Source organism: Bradyrhizobium sp. KZN70725, from assembly GCF_055264925.1.
Window position 1 is genome coordinate 49,534 of the sequence record NZ_JBUYWT010000007.1, and the last position, 18,847, is coordinate 68,380.

Annotated in this window: 17 protein-coding genes; 5 read left to right on the plus strand and 12 right to left on the minus strand. The window is 64.8% G+C overall.

The window, feature by feature from the left end:
- Position 1: 1 nt before the first annotated feature.
- The 7 genes from ACZBJS_RS08930 to ACZBJS_RS08960 all read right to left on the minus strand — a co-directional run bounded on the left by ACZBJS_RS08930 (position 2) and on the right by ACZBJS_RS08960 (position 8,617).
- Positions 2–1,594 (minus strand): NAD(P)/FAD-dependent oxidoreductase, encoded by a 1,593-nt coding sequence (locus ACZBJS_RS08930; RefSeq protein WP_316396002.1) that lies wholly within the window; start codon positions 1,592–1,594, stop codon positions 2–4.
- A 124-nt stretch (positions 1,595–1,718) separates the two neighbouring features.
- Complete coding sequence (gene cnbZ, locus ACZBJS_RS08935; protein ID WP_057018823.1) at positions 1,719–2,471, minus strand: 2-amino-5-chloromuconate deaminase CnbZ; 753 nt, start codon at positions 2,469–2,471, stop codon at positions 1,719–1,721.
- A 298-nt stretch (positions 2,472–2,769) separates the two neighbouring features.
- The gene (locus ACZBJS_RS08940) at positions 2,770–3,195 is read right to left on the minus strand and encodes a GFA family protein (protein WP_076829027.1); all 426 of its coding nucleotides are present in this window, start codon (positions 3,193–3,195) and stop codon (positions 2,770–2,772) included.
- Positions 3,196–3,439: 244 nt separating this feature from the next.
- On the minus strand, positions 3,440–4,657 hold the full coding sequence (locus tag ACZBJS_RS08945) for an ABC transporter substrate-binding protein (RefSeq protein WP_141343109.1): 1,218 nt from the start codon (positions 4,655–4,657) through the stop codon (positions 3,440–3,442).
- 233 nt (positions 4,658–4,890) lie between these two features.
- Positions 4,891–6,336 carry an amidase family protein gene (locus ACZBJS_RS08950; RefSeq protein ID WP_463438646.1) on the minus strand — a complete coding sequence of 482 codons (1,446 nt, stop codon included), beginning with the start codon at positions 6,334–6,336 and terminating at the stop codon, positions 4,891–4,893.
- 23 nt (positions 6,337–6,359) lie between these two features.
- On the minus strand, positions 6,360–7,778 hold the full coding sequence (locus tag ACZBJS_RS08955) for an amidase family protein (RefSeq protein WP_316396005.1): 1,419 nt from the start codon (positions 7,776–7,778) through the stop codon (positions 6,360–6,362).
- A gap of 44 nt (positions 7,779–7,822) precedes the next feature.
- Positions 7,823–8,617, minus strand: a complete 795-nt coding sequence (locus ACZBJS_RS08960) for a FadR/GntR family transcriptional regulator (RefSeq protein ID WP_316396006.1) — start codon at positions 8,615–8,617, stop codon at positions 7,823–7,825.
- 408 nt (positions 8,618–9,025) lie between these two features.
- Between ACZBJS_RS08960 and ACZBJS_RS08965 the strand changes: the two genes are divergently transcribed.
- Positions 9,026–9,823 carry a DUF4274 domain-containing protein gene (locus tag ACZBJS_RS08965; RefSeq protein ID WP_316396007.1) on the plus strand — a complete coding sequence of 266 codons (798 nt, stop codon included), beginning with the start codon at positions 9,026–9,028 and terminating at the stop codon, positions 9,821–9,823.
- 10 nt (positions 9,824–9,833) lie between these two features.
- On the opposite strand, the gene ACZBJS_RS08970 is transcribed toward ACZBJS_RS08965, so the two are convergent.
- From ACZBJS_RS08970 to ACZBJS_RS08990, 5 genes are all read right to left on the minus strand, one after another.
- The gene (locus ACZBJS_RS08970; RefSeq protein ID WP_256520758.1) at positions 9,834–9,956 is read right to left on the minus strand and encodes a hypothetical protein; all 123 of its coding nucleotides are present in this window, start codon (positions 9,954–9,956) and stop codon (positions 9,834–9,836) included.
- 81 nt (positions 9,957–10,037) lie between these two features.
- Entirely contained in the window at positions 10,038–10,547 is a 510-nt protein-coding gene (locus ACZBJS_RS08975; RefSeq protein WP_225646334.1) for a hypothetical protein, read from the minus strand.
- Between the two features lie 348 nt (positions 10,548–10,895).
- Positions 10,896–11,822 (minus strand): hypothetical protein, encoded by a 927-nt coding sequence (locus ACZBJS_RS08980; protein WP_463438647.1) that lies wholly within the window; start codon positions 11,820–11,822, stop codon positions 10,896–10,898.
- Positions 11,823–12,073: 251 nt separating this feature from the next.
- Positions 12,074–13,195 (minus strand): amino acid ABC transporter permease, encoded by a 1,122-nt coding sequence (locus tag ACZBJS_RS08985; RefSeq protein WP_463438648.1) that lies wholly within the window; start codon positions 13,193–13,195, stop codon positions 12,074–12,076.
- Position 13,196: 1 nt separating this feature from the next.
- Complete coding sequence (locus ACZBJS_RS08990) at positions 13,197–14,384, minus strand: amino acid ABC transporter permease (protein WP_410469729.1); 1,188 nt, start codon at positions 14,382–14,384, stop codon at positions 13,197–13,199.
- 178 nt (positions 14,385–14,562) lie between these two features.
- Here ACZBJS_RS08990 and ACZBJS_RS08995 point away from each other — a divergent pair, with 178 nt between their 5' ends.
- The 4 genes from ACZBJS_RS08995 to ACZBJS_RS09010 all read left to right on the plus strand — a co-directional run bounded on the left by ACZBJS_RS08995 (position 14,563) and on the right by ACZBJS_RS09010 (position 18,694).
- Positions 14,563–15,438, plus strand: coding sequence for a MurR/RpiR family transcriptional regulator (locus ACZBJS_RS08995; protein WP_057018834.1), 876 nt, complete (start codon positions 14,563–14,565; stop codon positions 15,436–15,438).
- A 5-nt stretch (positions 15,439–15,443) separates the two neighbouring features.
- Entirely contained in the window at positions 15,444–16,799 is a 1,356-nt protein-coding gene (locus tag ACZBJS_RS09000) for an aspartate aminotransferase family protein (protein WP_463438649.1), read from the plus strand.
- 88 nt (positions 16,800–16,887) lie between these two features.
- The gene (locus ACZBJS_RS09005; protein ID WP_057018836.1) at positions 16,888–17,898 is read left to right on the plus strand and encodes an amino acid ABC transporter substrate-binding protein; all 1,011 of its coding nucleotides are present in this window, start codon (positions 16,888–16,890) and stop codon (positions 17,896–17,898) included.
- Between the two features lie 163 nt (positions 17,899–18,061).
- Positions 18,062–18,694: an aspartate/glutamate racemase family protein gene (locus ACZBJS_RS09010; RefSeq protein WP_316396011.1), complete on the plus strand. Its 633-nt coding sequence runs from the start codon at positions 18,062–18,064 to the stop codon at positions 18,692–18,694.
- Positions 18,695–18,847 lie beyond the last annotated feature (153 nt).

Below are 18,847 nucleotides of genomic sequence, written 5' to 3' on the forward strand. Positions count from 1 at the left end.
ATCATGTCTTCACCACGCGTTCGTGCAGCCGGGAGATGACGTCGAGCGCGGACAGGATGGCGCCCTCCTGCCAGGCCGGCAGCTGCGAGGCGTGCTCGCCCGCCAGCACGATACGGCCGTCGATCTGGCAGAGATTGCGGTAATGCTGCGCGCGGGTGGCTTCGGTCCATTCGCCGGCGCAGCCGAGCGTGAACGGCACGCGATGCCAGGCCACCGCGACGCCGTTCTCGAATTCGTTCCTGTACTGCGGATGGATCGCGGCGCCGAACTCGACCGCGCTGGCGACCCGCTCGGCCGGCGTCATCGCGGTGAATTCGAACGAATTGGCACCGCCATACATGTAGGCGCCGAGCAGGATGCCGCGGCCGCCGCGGTTGAAGCCATAGTTCGGATAGGCGATCTGCCGGATCGGCAGGTCGGTGTAGCTGATGCCGCCGTAGATCGCGTCATCCTCCTCCCAGAACCGCCGCTTGAACTGCAGGCCGATCTTCACCGAGGCTGCATAGGGCACGGAGTCGATCGCACTCTTCATCGGCACGCTGACATCGACCGGCAACTGGCTCAGGATCGGCAACGGGATGGTGCAGATGCACCAGTCGGCGGTGGCCTGCTGCACCGTCGATGGACTGGCGGTGTCGACATAGCTCACGGTGACGCCAGAGCCGTTCTGCTGGATCTGCGTCACCTTGGCGCCATAGCGGATGAGATCGCCGACCTCGCGCGCGAACGCCTTGCCGATCATGTCCATGCCGCCGACCGGCTGGAACATGGTGGTCTGGAAATCGTAGCGCGCAAAGGTCTGCAGATAGCGCCACATCCGCGACCGCAGCAGCTCCTGCAGCGGGATCGGCTCGCTGGGCAGCGGATCGCCCATCAGGCCGCCGCCGGGATCCCGCGCATAACCGCGGAACTCGGCCGACACGAGGTTGGCATTGTACTTGTAGTCGCGATCCAGCGCGCCCCAGTCGCGCAGCGACTGCAGCAGGATCTCCTGATCTTCCTTGCCGACGGTCTCGTCGAGCCGGCCCTGCTGGGTGATCTTTGCGAGCAGCTCCGAGACCCCGCCCTGGAAATCCGCCTTGATACCGCGAAAGCGCTGCGGCTTGCCGCCGAATGCACGCGTCGCGTGCAGATAGGCGTTGTGATTGAGCTGGATGAAGGGTTCCAGCGTCACATTGAGCCGGCGGCAATAGTCGAGCAGCGCACGGTGATGATAGGGAATCCGCCACGGGCCGGGATTGAGATAGAGCCCCTGCTCGAACTGGCTGGTCTGCCTGAAGCCGCCGAGCTCGACAAAACTGTCGCCGCCGCGGATCGACCAGTTGCGGCCGCCGGCGCGGCTGTTGAATTCGAGGATCTGGACCTTGTAGCCGGCCTTGCGCAGCTCCAGCGCCGCCGTCATCCCGGCAAGCCCCGCGCCGAGAATCAGCACCGAGGCGCCCTTCACATCGCCTGCGAGCTTCAGCGGCCCCTTGTAGGCGGATTCGGACGCGAAGCCGAGGCTCGTCATCGCGTGATACATCGCCGAACTGCCGGCAACGGTGCCAATCAGCGCCAGCAGATCACGCCGCCTGATCACAGATTCGTTCTGCACCCGCGCTCACCCAGCCGCTGACGTCGATGGCGAAGGGAAACGGTTGACGCGATCCGTGTCAAGAAAGGGCGCACGCTTCCACATCCACCCACACGCGCTTTTGATGCATCACGCGACCGCCACGTCACACCACGCGCTCGCGATGCACGCGCCGGCAATCCATTTCGAAGTCGAGGCCAACCACCGGCGGCCGGTCGAAATGCCAGGTCAAGCCGTTGCGCAGCACGCCGCGGCGACCGAGCTCGCTTTCGAGCACCGGATAGGCGTCGTGCACAGTGTAGAGCTGCACCGCGGTGGTGTCCTGCCAACGGCCGCCGAACGCGCTCATCCGGCGTTCCATCTCGTCGGCCACGAATTTCGCCTTCGCCAGCAGGCCGGCCGGGCTGGTGTCGCCGAGGGCCACGGTATGATCGCGATAATTGGCCTTGCCCTCGACCGACTCGCCGCTGCCGGCGACGACAAAGCTGGCTGGTTCGTCCATGGCGGCCGGCACCGTGTAGCAGAAGGCGTGGAAGCTCGGCTCGCCGGGCGGATCGAGCTTCGGACAGACATTGCTGCGCGCCACCGGATTGACGCCGTCCCGCATCGCACCCCAGGCCACGAGCGTCTTGATGTAGATCTCGTTGAAGGCCCTGAACCCGTCCTCGGTGAACGGCGCCGGGGAACGCAGTTCGCAGGCGCCAAATGACGTCAGCGGACGACCCGCCGCTTTGATGATGTCGGCAATCCTTGCAAAACCCGCGCCCAACGGCACCGGTTCAGAGAACCTGACGCGCTCAATGGCAAAGCCGGGCAGCGCAGCGATGCCGCAGGAATACTGGCTGACGCCGGGCATGAAGCGGTAGCCGCCGTCGGAAGCCTCGATGGTGTTGGTCATGGTGCCTCGTGAACACGGTGATGTTGCCGTCGCGATGACGCCTCGCTTGATTTCACCACAGCTGTCGTCCCTGCGAAAGCAGAGACCCATACTCCGCGGCCGAGGTTGTTAAAGGGACTCGTCATTTCGGCGTCGTGAAACAATGACGATCGGTGGTTATGGGTCCCTGCTCCCGTGCGCAATTGCGCACTAGGCAGGGACGACACTGAACTTGTTGCACGACCACCGGTGGAAGGGCTCCCTTCCCTCTCACCGTCGTCCCGCGACGAGCCGGGCGGTCGTCGGCCGACAGCGATCGTCAGTCGGCCGGGATGAAGTGGAGTGTGCCTGCCCGGCGCGTCGGCTTGCCGGTGTCGTTCGTATGATTGACGCCGTCCATCACAGGCACCTCGGGGAAGTCGAACGGGCTTACACCATCCAGGCAGGCCACGTTGACGGCATACAGGTTCTGGTTCGATCGCCGTTGATGATGGGTGTAGATCCCGCAGCGCGAACAGAAGAAGTGCTGCACCGATCCGGTATGGAAGCGGTAGCTTGTTAGCGCATCCTCGCCGTGCAGGATCTTGATCCCGCCCATTTCGGCCATGGCAACGACGGCGCCCCGCATCCGGCAGTAAGAGCAGGTGCAGCGGCGGATCGAATTGAAGCCGTCGCTGAGCGTCACCTCGAAACGCACCGCGCCGCAATGGCACTGGCCAGCCCGAACACCCATGTCGCCCGTCATGTTGCTGCGTCTCCTGTCCAGATCGCCTCTGCGCCCGGTCTAGCCGGGCGGACGAGAAGGTCTCAGCGACGTCAACGCGCAGCAAGCCCGCAGTTCGCGCGGAACCGCGCAGGAGCATGATCTGCCAACTAAGACTGATCTCAATCCGAACGTATCGTCAGGATCGGCGCCGGACAACCGATCAAAACTCGCGCATGATAGGAGAAAAACTCACGCGAGGGCTCGATGCAAATTTCTGACAGGGCTAGTGCGACTTGGCAACGTAGGGGCATCCGCCCTCATCGAGCGGACGGAAGGCCTGGTCGCCCGGCACCGTCGCGAGATACTCGTAGAGGTCCCACTTGCTCTTGGACTCTTCCGGCTTCTTGATGCGCATCAGATACATGTCGTGCACCATCCGGCCGTCCTCGCGCACGAGGCCGTTCTGGGCAAAGAAATCATTGACCGGGGTCTTGCGCATCTGCGCGATCACAGTCTCCGAATCGACCGAGTTGGTGGCGGCAACTGCCTTGAAGTAGTGCCGGAGCGCCGAGTTGACGCCGGCCTGATAGGCGGTCGGCATCGCCCCGTGCCGCTTGAAGAACTCCTGGGCGAACACGCGCGTCTCCGGCGTGCGATCCCAATAGAAGGAATCGGTGAACAGCAGATCGTGCGCATGCGCGAGGCCAAGCGCGGGCACGTCGGTGAGCGTCACCTGCAGCGCGACGACCTGCATGCTGGCGCGGATATTGAACTCGTCGGCCTGCGACACCGCGTTGCGGAAGTCGGAACCGGCATTGGCAAGCGCCAGGATCTTGGCGCCGGAGGACTGGGCCTGCAGCAGGAACGACGAGAAATCGGCGGTATCGAAGGGATGGCGGACCGCGCCCAGCACCTTGCCGCCGGCCGATGTCACGGCCTTGCTGGCATCGCGCTCCAGCGCCTGGCCGAACGCATAATCCGCCGTCAGGAAGAACCAGGGCGTGCCGCCGCGCGCAACCACGGCCTTCGCCGTCGCGTTCGAGGAGGCATAGGTGTCATAAGTCCACTGCACGCTCGTCGGCGAGCATTGCTTGCCGGTGAGATCGGACGAGCCCGAGCCCGAGATCAGAAACAGCTTCTTGCGTTCGCGCGTCACGGTCTGGATCGCGAGCGCCACCGCGGAATTGACGCCTTCGGCGATCACGTCGACACCCTTGTTGTCGATCCAGTTGCGCACGATGCCGGTCGCCACATCAGGCTTGTTCTGGTGATCCGCCGAAATGATCTCGATCTTGCGTCCGGCGACCGTGCCACCGATTTCCTCCGCGGCCATCTGCGCCGCGATCACCGATCCCGGGCCATTGCCGTCGGAATATTGCCCGCTCATGTCGGTGATGATGCCGACCCGCAGCACGCCATCCTCCGCTCGGGCAGCGCCGGCCGCAAATGAGAGACACACGGCAATTGCGACCAGGACATGCGAGCGTTTCGTGATGGACATTTCGTTCCCAGGGGTTTCGACGTTTCGGACGATCTCCTGAAGCAATCAGGGATCGCCGACAACCCCGTCGCCGGCATGGCGCTCTGCGATTCCGCTCAGAAATTCCGGGAGAAGGAACACAGCTGGACCCCGGCACGCTCGCATTTCCGATCATGCGAACGCCGCGACGAAATTTCGCCGCGGCGTGCGTTGAATCATACGAATGGATAATGCGTGGTGGCGTCGAGATCGCCTCAGCGCCGCTGCCACAATTGCCGTGCCAGAACGCCGGCCTTGCGTTCGATCGCCTCGGCGGCGTCGAGACACATGTCCTCGCGATAGCGCGAGCCGACGATCTGGACGCCGACCGGCAATCCCTCATCGAGACCCACCGGCACCACGGCCGCCGGCAGCCCCAGAACGTTCATCGACGAAATGAAGCGCAGGTCGTTCCAGAACAAATCCTTGACGCGCTGATCGCCGCCGAGATCGGCGTTGACCTCCGGCGTCTTGCGCACGGTGGTCGGCATCAGCACCAGCGGATACTGCTCGAGGAACGTCATCCAGTTCCGGATATGGCGCGAGCGCTCGGCGATCGCCTTCATGTAGCCGGCCTGGTCGAGCGGGTTGGCCAGCGCCATGAAGCCGCGGAACGTCTTCTGGAAGTCGGCGCTGGTGGTCGCCAGCATCTGGTCCTGCTGCAACACGCGAACCTCGGTCATGATCAGGTCGCACCAGAGCTGCCAGACCTTGTTGAGGTCGGGGACCTCGACCTCGCTGACCGCATAGCCGGCATCGGCGAGATGATCCGCCGCCTTGCGCTGGAGCGCAATCACGCTGCGATCGGTCGCCATGTCCTCGGGGATCTTTGCGAGCGCGACCTTGATCGGCCCGGCCGGCTTCGGCCCCGTCAGCGGCGCCGGCACGTACCAGGGATCGCGTGGGTCGCGCTTCGCCATCACCTCGAGGCCGAGGCGCACGTCGGCGACGTGGCGCGCCAGCGGCCCTTGCGACGACATGAACTGCGCCATCAGCGGCCGCTCCGCGGTCGCGCTCGGATTGAACGCCGGGATGCGGCCCTGGGTCGGCTTGATGGTGGCGATTCCGTTGCAATGCGCCGGCCAGCGCAGCGAGCCGCCGATGTCGTTGCCATGCGCGATGGTGCCGATGCCGGCCGCGATCGACGCGCCGGCGCCGCCCGACGATCCGCCGCAGGTCACGTCGGCATTCCAGGGATTGCGCGTCAGGCCATGCAGCGGGTTGTCGGTGAAGCCGCGCAGCGAGAACTCCGGCGTGTTGGTGAGGCCGATGATGACGGCGCCGGCCTTCCTGAGATTGGCCGTCACCGGCGAGTCGCCCGGCGCGATGTTGTCCTTGAATGCCACCACGCCGTTCGAATTGGCCTGGCCCTCGACGTCGATGTTGATCTTGATCGTGACCGGCACGCCGTGCAGCGGCCCGACGGCGCCGCCTCCGCGCTTGCTCGCGGCCAGCGCCTCGTCCGCGGCCTTCGCCGCCTGCATCGCAGACGCGCCGAGATCGACCACGACGGCGTTGAGCGCCGGATTGGCGTCCTGCATGCGGTCGAGATGGGCGCGAACCACCTCCTCCGACGTCACTTGGTTGTTTCGGATCGCCGCGGCCGTGTCGACGGCGGACCAGTGCCAGATCGGTGCATTCGTCACGTGATGTTCTCCCATGATGGCCAGTGCTTGTTGTTGGTTCAGTCTCGCGGGTCGATCGGCGTCAGCTTTGATGCACGCGCCTCGATCAGCTCGGCCACTGCGAGACAGACGTCTTCCCGGAAGCGGCCGGCGATCACCTGCACGCCGACCGGCACGCCCTCGGCGGTCCCGGTCGGTACGACGACCGACGGAAAGCCGAGCGCGGGCACCGCAAGCAGCGGCCGCTGCGCGTCGAGCAGCGCGCGGACCACCGCCGCGTCTTCCTGATCCTGATCGAAACGGAACGGCAGTTGCGCCGAGACCGGCAGGATGATGACGGGATAGCGCTCCTGGAACAGCTGCCAGGCCCGCACGATCGCCAGCCGCTGCTCGAAGCAGGCGAGCACCTGATCGCCGTCGAGCTCGGGCGCGTAGGCGATATGGCACTCGAGATTGTAGCGGCTCCGATCGTCGCCGAACTTGCGGATCATCGGCGCCAGCACGCGCCGCTCCTCATTGATGACGAGGCGATGCCAGAGATCGGCCGCCTCCGCGAGCCGCGGCGGCACGGTCTCCTCCACGGCAAAGCCGGCCTCCGCGAGCCAGCGTCCGGCAGCGCGCACCGCCGCGCTCACCTCCGGCGCCTCGTCGCCGAACGGCGCGGGCGCGACCGCGACACCGATCGGACGCTTGAGCGGCGCACCTTGCAGGGGCACCGGCAGCCATGTGCCGTCGCGCGCGTCCGCCTGGGCCATCGCGGCAAGGCCGAGCCCGAGATCGGCGACCGAGCGGGCCAGCGGCCCCTGCACCGACATCATCTGCGCGGTGATCGGACGATCGCTGGTTGCCGACGGATTGAACGCCGGAATCCGCGCCGGCGTCGGACGCAGGCCGGCGACGCCGCAGGCGTAAGCCGGATAGCGGATCGAGCCGCCGAAATCATTGCCATGCGCGATCGCGCCCATCCCGGAGGCGACGGCCGATGCGGCGCCGCCGCTGGAGCCGCCCGGCGTCAGCCGACGGCTCCACGGATTGTAGGTCGCGCCGTGCAGATCGTTGTTGGTGAACCAGCGGTGCGAAAAGGCCGGCGTGTTGGTGCGCCCGACAATGACCGCGCCCGCCTTGCGAAGATTCGCGACCACCGGGCTGTCCTCGGTGGCGATCACGTCGCGGAAGGCCACGACGCCATTGGTGGTGGCGCAGCCGCGCTGGTCGACATTGACCTTGATCGTGACCGGCACGCCGTGCAGCACGCCGAGCTCCGCGCCTGACTTCACCGCTTCGTCCGCCGCGTCCGCGGCGGCCAGCGCTTCATCGGCGAGCACAGCGACAATGGCGTTCAATGCCGGATTGACCTCGGCGATGCGATCGAGGCTGGATCGCACGGCTTCCCGGCTGGAAATCGCGCGCGTCGCGATCGCACGCGCCAGATCGACGGCCGACCAGCTCCACAACTCATTCTCGCGCCGCGTGTCCATTGTCGTTTTCTCCAGGGCGTGATGCAGCAGTCCGCCGATGCGGTTCAATCGAGCCGCAACGGCTGATGAAACACGGGCAGATCGATGCGCCGGTCTTCCGCGGGAACGACCACCGCTTCGGCGCTCAGCACATGATCGAGCATCACGCGCCGGGCGCGCGCGGCATTGCCGGAGCGGAACGCGGCCATCAGACGCTTGTGAAACTCGATATTCTCGCAGGTGAAGCTGGATGCGAATTCCTGCACGCCGAGCTTGCCGATCAGATGCCTGATGGCCTCGTTGACGAACCGGCACACCAGGCCGAGCAGCGGGTTGGGACAGGCCTCGATCAGGATGTCGTGGAAATCGATCTCGGCGTGGCGATGATGTTCCCAATCGGCATCGCCACGGGGATGATGCTCCTGGACCGCGATCGCCTTTTCCAGTGCTGCGAAATGCTCCGCCGTGAGGTGGCCGACCACGCTGAAGGCGAGCTCCGGCTCGATCAGCCGGCGGATCTGGTAGATCTGCGCGGTGCTGGTCGACTGGAAATAGAAGTAGTTGCTGAGCAGGCCGACGATCCGGTTGATCGACACCGGCGCCACCCGCGCGCCGCCGCCGGGACCGGTGGTGTTCTGCACCAGCCCCTGCACCTCCAGGGACTTGAGCGCCTCGCGAATGGTCGAGCGGCTGCAGCCGAACATCTCGATCAACTCGCCCTCCTGCGGCAGCCGGTCATTTGGCTGCAAGCCGGCCTGGAAAATGTGGCTGCGGATCAGGTCGGCGACCGCGTCCGAGCGCTTGCGCTTGATCGAGGCGCGGCGCGAAGGGTCGAGGGACGGGAGAGCCGATTTATCCATTTTATGATCATAAATAGGTCGGGCACGGTATGGCAAGACGTTTCCGCCGGCCGCCCGGGCGACATCGGTCAATAGTCCCGTTCCAGGAACGCAGAAATCGACGCTGCGGACTCAGGATCGATCAACATCTGATGCCTAGAATGCCACGGCAAATTCCAATGAGGCCGGCATGACAGGCGACGAAGTTCGAGATCAGGCTCAATCCGGTGGCGGCGTGGGACTGTCCGACGAAAACCTTGCGCTCCACCGAAGCGCCATCCAGAGCCGCATTACGTTTCAAGGCCTTGCGACCCGGCCATTCGAGGGGCTGTCGTGGGACTACTTCCTCGCGGATGTCGAGCTGGAAGCGCGCGCTGCGCGCATCGGGATGCGCGACACGACCATCGGTCGTACTGCGACACCATACAGTTGCTGCCTGCGGCCGCGATCGTCCGCCTGGATGCAGCGCTTTCCGTCTACTTCCTGCCTCCCGAGCCCGAGAGCGAGGCTCACGTCGATTACCTCTTGCGACCGCTGGACGCCGCGACGGCAAAGCGGATGCGGCAGCGTCGTCATGCCGTTCACGCCATGCAGGCCGTGGCGCAACAGCAGGAAGAGGCCAGAAAAAAAGCGGCTGCGCCGGACGAAGAACTCAAGTCGCAATATTGGCCGTGTCCGCATGCGGCGCTGAGTACCGAGCCCGACGACTTCCTGCTCTGGATCAAGGATCAGACGCCCGACACCTGGCACGTCATCGTCGAGAGCTGGGATCACAACAGCGACGATCGGGATAGCGTGATCGAATGGATCTTCGAGCAGCCGAACTGCGACCTCGGCACGGCCGCGCAATACTTTTTCATCGCGGCATTGGGGCTCGCCAACGAGGAGCCGGCGCAACTCAGTTCCGGCTATCGGCGCAAATGGCATCTCATGAAGCGCGTGGCCGACAACTGGCAACGCGGACATTATCTGCGCAATGAATTGCAGCCCTCAATTCAGCCGTCCGACGTCCAATACTACGACGAGTTGGTGGCGCGCCGGGAGGCCAGTGGTCGTCCGCTGCCGTGGACAGTGCCCGGACCGAAACTGCGCCGGTTTGGCGGACGGCAGGCGAATTCAGCGTATTTCTACGAGGACTGCCATTTGAGGCTGGGCTTTACGGCTTGGAAACAGCAGCGCGAGCAATTCGGGTGCGGCAGGGACTTTCCGCGCTGTTGCCAAGAATGATCACGCCTCCTCAATTCGACAGGCGCTGCGCCTCGAGGCCGCGGCTGTAGCGCGACATCGCAAAGCAGAACACGAAGTAGATCACGCCGACGAACAGCGTACCCCCCGGTCGCTTGGCATCGCCCCGAGGCAAAGCGCCTACGCGGTCAAAGGGCGACCGGACGCTGGACGATGGTGATGACGAGGAGCCCGCGGAACCGAGGCGGCGTCTCGCTTAAAGCGGACTATGGTTCACGGTGTGGCGCATCTGGCGACAAAAGCCCTCCACGAACTGCGCGAGCGCCTCGAAATTGACCAGCAGCCTTTCGGCCTGCTCCCGGTCAACCGAACCAGGGGCAAACGATTCCGCCAGACGCCGCTGGCGATCTGCGCGATCCCGGCACGCTGCGGCCCTGCTTTCGGCAAACTCCAGTTGCTCATGTCGGCGGCCGAGCTTGTCTTCTTCCTCAAGCAGCCGCTTGTTGAGCATCGATCTCGTGTTGGTTGGAACGTCCGGGCGCTTCAGCAGATCCAGATAGTGGTCGATGTTTGCGCGCGCGGTATACTCGTTCACGTATGTGCCTCCCGCCAGTCGCAGTCTCGGTCGGCGAGGCTTGGCTTCAACATTCAGGAGTTGCTCGATCTCCGCCAGGAGTTGGCGAAGCTCATCGGTCGAAAACCCTTGCAGGGCATCGTGGACCTGGTTTCGGGTACTCTCGGGATAGGAGGCGTTGTCTTCGGCCATTGGCGCACGGCAAAAATCAAAGTAACGCCCTGTCAGGGCCGAACCAAATCAACAAATCAACGGCAGCATTTGCGTTCAGTCCAGATCGAACGATGCCCGCGCGAACAATGATTTCTGTCATCGCGCGCGCTCGCGAATCCAATGGCGCTCAAGATAAGTTACGGGCGGAACATCGCCTAGTGCACTCTGTGCCAGCCGCGCCTTTGCGCCAAGCATCGGCCAAGTCTTGGTTGCCGCATCGTTAAAGCCAGAACAGGCCGCTCCAGAAATCAAAGCAGACGGCCGCGGATGCGAACAGGCGGCACCGAAGGATGCAGCATGTGAGGGAGGCAAGCGAGCGATGGGCCGCTATTGTGAAAACGCCCAGTAAAGGTGCTTCTCGTCTTCCGACAACAGCCTCACATGGTTGATAAAGTCCCAGACCATTTCTCCGAAGGCACTGCCGCCGCCCTGGCTCGACTTGGCGGATACCATATCGAGCTCGTACCAGCCCCTGTACATTTCCTCGTCGATGCCTTCCAAGCGGTCCTTCATGGCCTGAGCATTGAAAGCGCCGCAAGATTCGGTGAACAGGCTTCTGACCGGATGGATTTGCCACATGCCGCGATGGCGCTCTTCGCTGCCCTGCTGCCCGTAGACACCCGACTCTCCACTGAACGGAAACGCGCCGCGCGTCGCCTTGATCATCTCGCGGCGCTTGGCGTTGCCTTCCTTGATGTCGACATACACCGATATGACCATATCGTTGTAGTACCAGAGGTCCAGGCACGCCGGATATCCAGCGTTCAGGATCACTTGCACGAGCTTTTTGATACGCTGCCCCTTGTAGCCCTTCATGCCCTGCACAAGCGCAAGCAGGCGCATCAGAAACGTCTTGGCATCATTTGGAGTCCAGACGCAGATATCCTCGGCCTCGAAATCGATCGGATCATGATCGACGGGCGGGATGTAGATGATGCCGGGATTGGCCGAATTGCTGAACATCCAATTGTTGCCGCTAGGGCTGACTTTGACGCATCCCACATAGTGGCTGAGGTACCAGTTCACGACATCGGGTTCGTCGGTCATGAAGTTGAAATAGATCAGCTCCTTGACTCCGACACTGAACTTCTCGGCGACGGTGTGCCAGTCTTCCTGAGGCCGGGTATCTCCCGGTCGGACGGGCCCGTGGGGCCGGTAGGGAATGCCGCCTTGCATCAATCCCCAATTGCGTGGGACGGGCATGCCCTTTGGCGGTCGCTCGATCGGGTGAGGCGAGCGTTTCGGGGGCGCCATGGCATCGATCTCCTCATATGCGGCGTGATCGCATCACATGAGTGCAAGTTGCCGCTGCCGGGGTTCACACACTCACGGAGATGTTTTCCACTTTCTCAAGCTTGTCCGGATGGGGCATATCAGGTTCCGCGCAAAGCGGATCGATCCATCACGGCAGGCTCCAAAAACGTCCCATGCGACGAAGGAAAATGCGATGCGACCCAGACAAACGCATAGAGGTCGAGGCTTCGCGCTCGAACGTGATCACCACCTCAGCCGTGCGCGCGCTGCGCCTCGAGGCCGCGGCTGTAGCGCGACATCGCAAAGCAGAACACGAAGTAGATCACGCCGACGAACACATAGACCTCGACGCTGAAGGCCTGCCAGGCCGGATCGACGATCGCGGTCTTGGCGGTGGTCAAGAGATCGAAGATGCCGATGATCAGGACCAGGCTGGTGTCCTTGAAGAAGGCGATGAAGGTGTTGACCAGCGGCGGGATGACGTGGCGGATCGCCTGCGGCAGCACGATCAGCGCGTTCTTCTCCCAGTAGGACAGCCCGAGCGCGTCGGCGGCCTCATATTGTCCGCGCGGCACCGCCTGCAGACCGCCGCGCACCACTTCCGCAAGATAGGCGCCGGCATAGAGGATAAAAGCGATCTGGGCGCGCAGCAGTTTGTCGATGTTGACGCCGTCGGGCATGAACAGCGGAAACATGACGCTCGCCATGAACAACAGGCTGATCAGCGGCACGCCGCGGATCAGCTCGACATAGAGCACGCAGAGCGAGCGGATCGCCGGTAGCTTGGAGCGGCGGCCGAGCGCGACCAGGACTCCGAGCGGGAAACCGAACGCCAATCCGAAAGTCGCCAGGATCAGCGTCACCGGCAGCCCGCCCCAGCGGTCCTGCGTGACAAAGGACATGCCGAGAAAGCCGCCCCACATCAGGCACCCGATCGCGATCAAGGCCGCAGCCCACAGCAGGAACAGCTCTTTGCGCCAGAAGCTGCGGCGGCTCGAGACCACGAACAGCGCAATGAAGAACACGACCGCGAGCGCCGGCCGCCACTGCTCGCTGAACGGATAGGTGCCGAACAGGATGAAGCGGTACTTCTCGGGGATCACCGCCCAGCAGGCGCCGACGCCGCGCAGCGCGCGGCAGGCGCTGGTGTCGTTGCCGGAGACGATCCAGACCGCGTTGGCGATGCCCCATTGCCAGAGGCCGATGCACGCCTTGCCGAGCACGAACAGCAGCAGCAGCGTCATGATGCTCGACGTCACGGACGCGAACAGGTTGGCGCGCAGCCAGGCCACGATCTGGCCGCCGAGCGTGCGCTGCGCGCGGCGCCGGCCGATCGGCAGCGGATCCTGCGGGAGATGTGCGACCGAGCTCATGTCAGCGCTCCACCAGCGCGATCCGCGCGTTGTACCAGTTCATGAACAGGCTGATGCCGAGGCTGATGGTGAGGAACACCATCATGATCAGCGCGATCGACTCGATCGCCTGCCCGGTCTGGTTCAGCGTGGTGTTGGCGATCGAGACGATGTCCTGGTAGCCGACCGCGACCGCAAGCGACGAATTCTTGGTCAGGTTCAGATACTGGCTGGTCATCGGCGGGATGATGACGCGCAGCGCCTGCGGCAGCACGATGTGTTGCAGCACGAAGCTGCGCTTCAGCCCGAGCGCCTTGGCGGCGTCCGACTGGCCGCGCGGCACCGCCTGGATGCCGCTGCGCACGATCTCGGCGATGAACGCCGAAGTATACGTGACCAGCGCGATCAGCAGCGCGAAATATTCCGGCGCCAGGGTCAGCCCGCCGACGAAGTTGAAGCCGCGCAACTCGGGCAGCATGACGCTCCAGCTCGCACCCAGAAGCCACGACACCAGCGCCGGCAGCGCGATGATGAGGCCGAGCGCGTAGGGCCAGGCCGGCCGCGCCTTGCCATCGAGCATCTGCTGCGCGATCAGGCGGCGCCTGACGATGAGGAAGACGATCACGCCGGCGACCAGCGCAGCGAGCGTCCAGCCATTGGCCTCATGCAGCGGCACCGACGGCAGCACCAGGCCGCGGTTGGACAGATAGACCCCGTCGACCGGCTTCCACGCCTGGCGCGCCGCCGGTAGGCCCTGCATCAGCACGTACCAGAACAGGAGTTGCAACAGCAGCGGCAGGTCGCGCAGCACCTCGACATAGACGGCGGCGAGCCGCGCCAGCAGCCAGTTCGACGACAGCCGCGCGATACCGACCAGCGTGCCGATCACGGTCGCCAGCACGATGCCGATGACCGCGACGCGCAGCGTGTTGACGACGCCGACGATGAACGCGCGCAGATAGGTGTTCTTCGGCGTGTAGTCGATCCAGCTGTCGGCGATCGGCATGCCGGCTTCACGGCCGAGGAAGGCAAAGCCGGTCGAGATGCGCCGCACCGAGAGGTTATGGACCGCGTTGGACCACAGCCAGGCGACGACGGCGACTGCGATGGCGACCACCAGGATCTGCCAGAACAGGCCCGCGACGCGGGGATCGCTGAGCGAAAGCCGCCAGGGCCGGGCGGGAGGGCGTTTCGGCGTCGATGTCGTCACAGCACAAGGACCCCAGTGAGAAGCGATCTTCTGCCATGCGCAAGAGCGTTTTCGAGCGAAGCCTGTCCCGGACTTGATCCGGGATGGATACCCGGTTCGCGTGAAGAAGACGCGTCAACCTCAAATCCTGCGCGCGTCATATGTTGCACCAATTTAATATTTGTGCAACATATGTTTCATGGCCCAGGCCCAGCCGAAACCATCGCCCCTGAACGAATTGTGCAGCGCACTGCCGTCGCTGCCGATGCGCTTGCAGGAGGTCGGCCGGTTCGTCGCCGCCAATGATTACGACGCCACCACCCGCTCGATGCGCGAGCTCGCTTCCGTCGCCGGCGCTGATCCTGCCTCATTCACCCGTCTTGCCAAGGCGCTCGGCTATTCCGGCTGGGACGAATTGCGCGCCGCACTCACCGAGGCGCGCCGGCCGGCGCAGGGCTCGCCGTTCTCCGGCCGCGCCAGGAGCCGCCGCGCCGGGCCGAATGCCGATGTCAAACTGGTGCACGACAAATTGGAGGCCGAGGCCGCGGGCCTTGCGCGGATTTCAGCGAGCGCGATCGCGGAAGCCGCGCGTGCGCTGCACTCCGCTGACAGGATCTGGATATCGGGGTTTCGCAGCTGCCGCAGCGTCGCGGAACTGCTGACCTATCAGCTTCGCCTGTTCCGCCCCGATGCCGTGCAATTGGTCGGCGGCTCCGGCCCGTTCGATCTCGACCACGGCGCCTTCCGCTCAGGCGACGCCGTGGTCGTGATCGGCTTTGCGCCCTACACCCTGGTCAGCGTCGAGACGGCGCGCGCGGCGCATCAGGCGCGTGCTGCGCTGATCGCGATCGCCGACACCATCACAGCTCCGATGGCCGAAGGCGCCGATCATCTGCTGCTGTTCGAGGCCGCCTCCTCCCCCGGCTTCTTCCCGAGCCTGACCGGCGCGATCGCAGTCGCCCAGTCGCTGGCGGCCGTCGCTTTCACGCTGGGCGGCGCGAGCGCAAAACGCAAGCTGGAGGAGACCGAGGGCCGGCTTGCCGAGATGTCGCAATATTTCGTCGAGAAAGGATGACTGTCATGGCAGCCAACAAGAGCCGCGTGATGCATCGCAGCCTGCGCGAGACCCCGCCGAAAGCGGTCGGCGGCGACGGCGTCTGGCTGATCGCGGAGGATGGCCACCGGATTCTGGATTCCTCCGGCGGCGCCGCGGTGTCCTGCCTCGGCCATCAGCATCCGCGCATCCTGGCCGCGATCGCCAAGCAGGCTTCGAAGATCGCCTATGCCCATACCGGCTTCTTCTCCTCCGAGCCCGCGGAAGAGCTCGCCGAGCGGCTGGTCGGCCACGAGCCCGGCGGCCTCGGCTATGTCTATTTCGTCAGCGGCGGGTCGGAGGCGATCGAGGCCTCGATCAAGCTGGCGCGGCAATATTTCATCGAGCGCGGCGAGCGGAAGCGTGCGCGCTTCATCGCGCGCCGCCAGAGCTATCACGGCAATACGCTCGGCGCGCTGTCGGCCGGCGGCAATGCCTGGCGCCGCGAGCCCTACGCGCCGCTGCTGTCGCCCTCGTTCAGCCATGTCACGCCGGCCTTCGCCTATCACGAGAAGCGCGACGACGAATCGGAGGCGGCGTTCGTGGCGCGCCTTGCCGCCGAGCTCGAAGCCGAATTCCAGCGGCTCGGCCCCGATACGGTCGCGGCGTTCATCGCCGAGCCCGTGGTCGGCGCCACCGCCGGCTGCGTGCCAGCGCCGGAGGGTTACTTCAAGGCGGTGCGCGAGATCTGCAACCGCCACGGCGCGCTGTTGATCCTCGACGAGGTGATGTGCGGCATGGGCCGCACCGGCACGCTGCACGCCTGGGAGCAGGAAGGCATCTCGCCCGACATCCAGGCGATCGCCAAGGGGCTCGGCGGCGGCTATCAGCCGATCGGCGCGATGCTTGCCAGCGGCACGATCGTCGACACGGTGCGCGACGGCTCCGGCGCGTTCCAGCACGGCCACACCTATCTGGCGCATCCGCTCGCCTGCGCCGCCGCGCTCGAAGTGCAGAAGGTGATCGCTGAGGAGAAGCTGCTCGACCAGGTCAAGGAGCGCGGCCGCCAGTTCGAGCAGCGGCTCACCGAACGGTTCGGCAATCATCGCCATGTCGGCGACATCAGGGGCCGCGGCCTGTTCTGGGGTATCGAGCTGGTCGCCGACCGTGCCACGCGGCAGCCGTTCGATCCCAAGCTGAAGCTGCATCAGCGGATCAAGTCCGCCGCCTTCGCCGGCGGGCTCGGCTGCTATCCGTCGGGAGGCACCGCCGACGGCCAGCGCGGCGATCATGTGCTGCTCGCCCCGCCCTATATCGCAACGTCCGGCGACATCGACATGATCGTCGAACGACTAGGCGCCGCGGTGGACAGCGCGCTGAAGGATATCGGTCACGGAGCATGATCCGGAAAAACGGGCACCGGTTTTCCCGCGACAAACGCGAAGCGTTCGCGCAGGGATCATGCTCAAACGTTAGGAGGAGGAGGAAAGCATGCTGAGGGGTATCATCACTCTAACCGTTCTCGCCGCGGGCATCGCGGGCGCAAGCGCCGCGACGCTCGACACCGTCAAGCAGCGCGGCACGTTGGTGTGCGGCGTCTCGACCGGCTTTGCCGGATTCTCGGCGCCGGATTCGCAAGGCAACTTCAAGGGGCTCGACGTCGACTATTGCCGTGCGCTTGCCGCCGGCGTGCTCGGCGATCCCGCCAAGGTGCGCTACGTCGCGCTGACCGCGCAGAACCGCTTCACCGCGCTGCAGTCAGGCGAGATCGACGTGCTCTACCGCAACTCGACGCAGACCTTTCTGCGCGGCACCACGCTTGGGCTGCGGCAGGGACCGGTCAATTTCTACGACGGCCAGGGCTTTGTCGTGAAGAAGGACCTCGGCGTGAAGGAGCTGAAGGACCTCAAGGGCGCCACCGTGTGCGTCGCCCAGGGCACCACGCATGAAGTGACGCTCGGCGACTATGGCCGCGCCAACGGCATCGACTGGAAGCCGCTGGTGTTCGACCGCGTCGACACCATGTACCAGACCTTCTTCGGCGGCCGCTGCGATGCCATGACCCAGGATGCTTCCGCGCTCGCCGGCGCGGTCGCGACCGCAGCCCCGAAGGCCGATGACTACGTCGTGCTGCCGCAGACCATCAGCAAGGAGCCGCTCGGCCCGTTCACCCGCAACGGCGATGAGGTCTGGAGCGACATCATCACCTGGCTGCATTACGGCCTGATCGAGGCCGAAGAGCTCGGCGTCACCCAGGCCAATGCCGACGAGATGGCGAAGTCGCAGGTCCCGGCGATCCAGCGCCTGCTCGGCGCGTCTGGCGATCTCGGCTCGCGCCTCGGCCTCGACAACAAATGGCTGCTCGCCGCGATCAAGGCCGGCGGCAACTACGGCGAAATCTTCGAGCGCAATGTCGGCAAGGCCAGCCCCTTGAAGCTCGAGCGCGGCCTCAACGCCACCTGGAGCAAGGGCGGGTTGATGTACGCAATTCCGTTCAAGTGACCGAAGTTACCTCGCCCCGCCTGCGGGGAGAGGTCGGATTGCGAAGCAATCCGGGTGAGGGGGCGCCTCCGCATACCCTCCTCTCACCTGTTACGACGATAGAGCCCCTCACCCCAACCCTCTCCCCGCGAAACAGCGGGGAGAGGGAGAGCAAGAAACATCGATGCGCATCACGCTCATTCACGCCCTGAAACACTCGATCGTGCCGATCGAAGCATCGTTCGCACGGCATTGGCCGGAGGCGCGGTTGATGAATCTGCTCGACGATAGCCTGTCGGCGGACCTCGCGCGCGACGGCAAGCTCACCGAGCGCATGACCGAGCGATTTCTGACCATGGGCCGCTATGCGGCAAGCACCGGCGCCAATGGCATCCTGTTCACCTGCTCGGCGTTCGGGCCGTGCATCGAGGCGGTGGCGCGCGAGCACGCGCCGATGCCGGTGCTGAAGCCGAACGAGGCGATGATCGAGCAGGCGGTGGCGAAGGGCAAGCGGATCGGCCTGCTCTCGACCTTCCCGCCGACGCTGGTGTCGATGCCGCCGGAATTTCCGTCACAGGTCACGCTGGTGCCAAAACTTGCCGATGGCGCGCTGGCAGCGCTCGACCGCGGCGACCGCGCCGAGCATGACCGCATTGTGGTCGAGGCGTCCAAGGAGCTGCGCGACTGCGACCTGATCGCACTCGCGCAGTACAGTATGGCGCCGGCGGCTGAGCGCGTCGCCGAAGTCACCGGCCGCGAGGTGCTGACGACACCCGACAGCGCGGTGCTGAAGCTAAAGGCGATGCTGGGGGTTTGATCTCCGTCATTGCGAGCCACCCGGTCGGCGCGAAGCGCCGCCGGATGACAGGCTCCGCGAAGCAATCCATTTCACCGCATACGCGGATCGATGGATTGCTTCGTCGCTTCAGCGCAAAATTGCTTCGCAGTTTTGTCGCGAGCTCCTCGCAAT

Excerpts from the sequence above, each read along its gene's own strand:
- ACZBJS_RS08945 (WP_141343109.1), bottom strand. The coding sequence starts at position 4,657 with ATGTCCATCACGAAACGCTCGCATGTCCTGGTCGCAATTGCCGTGTGT.
- ACZBJS_RS09005 (WP_057018836.1), top strand. The coding sequence starts at position 16,888 with ATGCTGAGGGGTATCATCACTCTAACCGTTCTCGCCGCGGGCATCGCG.
- cnbZ (WP_057018823.1), bottom strand. The coding sequence starts at position 2,471 with ATGACCAACACCATCGAGGCTTCCGACGGCGGCTACCGCTTCATGCCC.
- ACZBJS_RS09000 (WP_463438649.1), top strand. The coding sequence starts at position 15,444 with ATGGCAGCCAACAAGAGCCGCGTGATGCATCGCAGCCTGCGCGAGACC.
- ACZBJS_RS08975 (WP_225646334.1), bottom strand. The coding sequence starts at position 10,547 with ATGGCCGAAGACAACGCCTCCTATCCCGAGAGTACCCGAAACCAGGTC.
- ACZBJS_RS09010 (WP_316396011.1), top strand. The coding sequence starts at position 18,062 with ATGCGCATCACGCTCATTCACGCCCTGAAACACTCGATCGTGCCGATC.
- ACZBJS_RS08980 (WP_463438647.1), bottom strand. The coding sequence starts at position 11,822 with ATGGCGCCCCCGAAACGCTCGCCTCACCCGATCGAGCGACCGCCAAAG.
- ACZBJS_RS08960 (WP_316396006.1), bottom strand. The coding sequence starts at position 8,617 with ATGGATAAATCGGCTCTCCCGTCCCTCGACCCTTCGCGCCGCGCCTCG.
- ACZBJS_RS08955 (WP_316396005.1), bottom strand. The coding sequence starts at position 7,778 with ATGGACACGCGGCGCGAGAATGAGTTGTGGAGCTGGTCGGCCGTCGAT.
- ACZBJS_RS08995 (WP_057018834.1), top strand. The coding sequence starts at position 14,563 with ATGGCCCAGGCCCAGCCGAAACCATCGCCCCTGAACGAATTGTGCAGC.
- ACZBJS_RS08985 (WP_463438648.1), bottom strand. The coding sequence starts at position 13,195 with ATGAGCTCGGTCGCACATCTCCCGCAGGATCCGCTGCCGATCGGCCGG.
- ACZBJS_RS08950 (WP_463438646.1), bottom strand. The coding sequence starts at position 6,336 with ATGGGAGAACATCACGTGACGAATGCACCGATCTGGCACTGGTCCGCC.
- ACZBJS_RS08940 (WP_076829027.1), bottom strand. The coding sequence starts at position 3,195 with ATGACGGGCGACATGGGTGTTCGGGCTGGCCAGTGCCATTGCGGCGCG.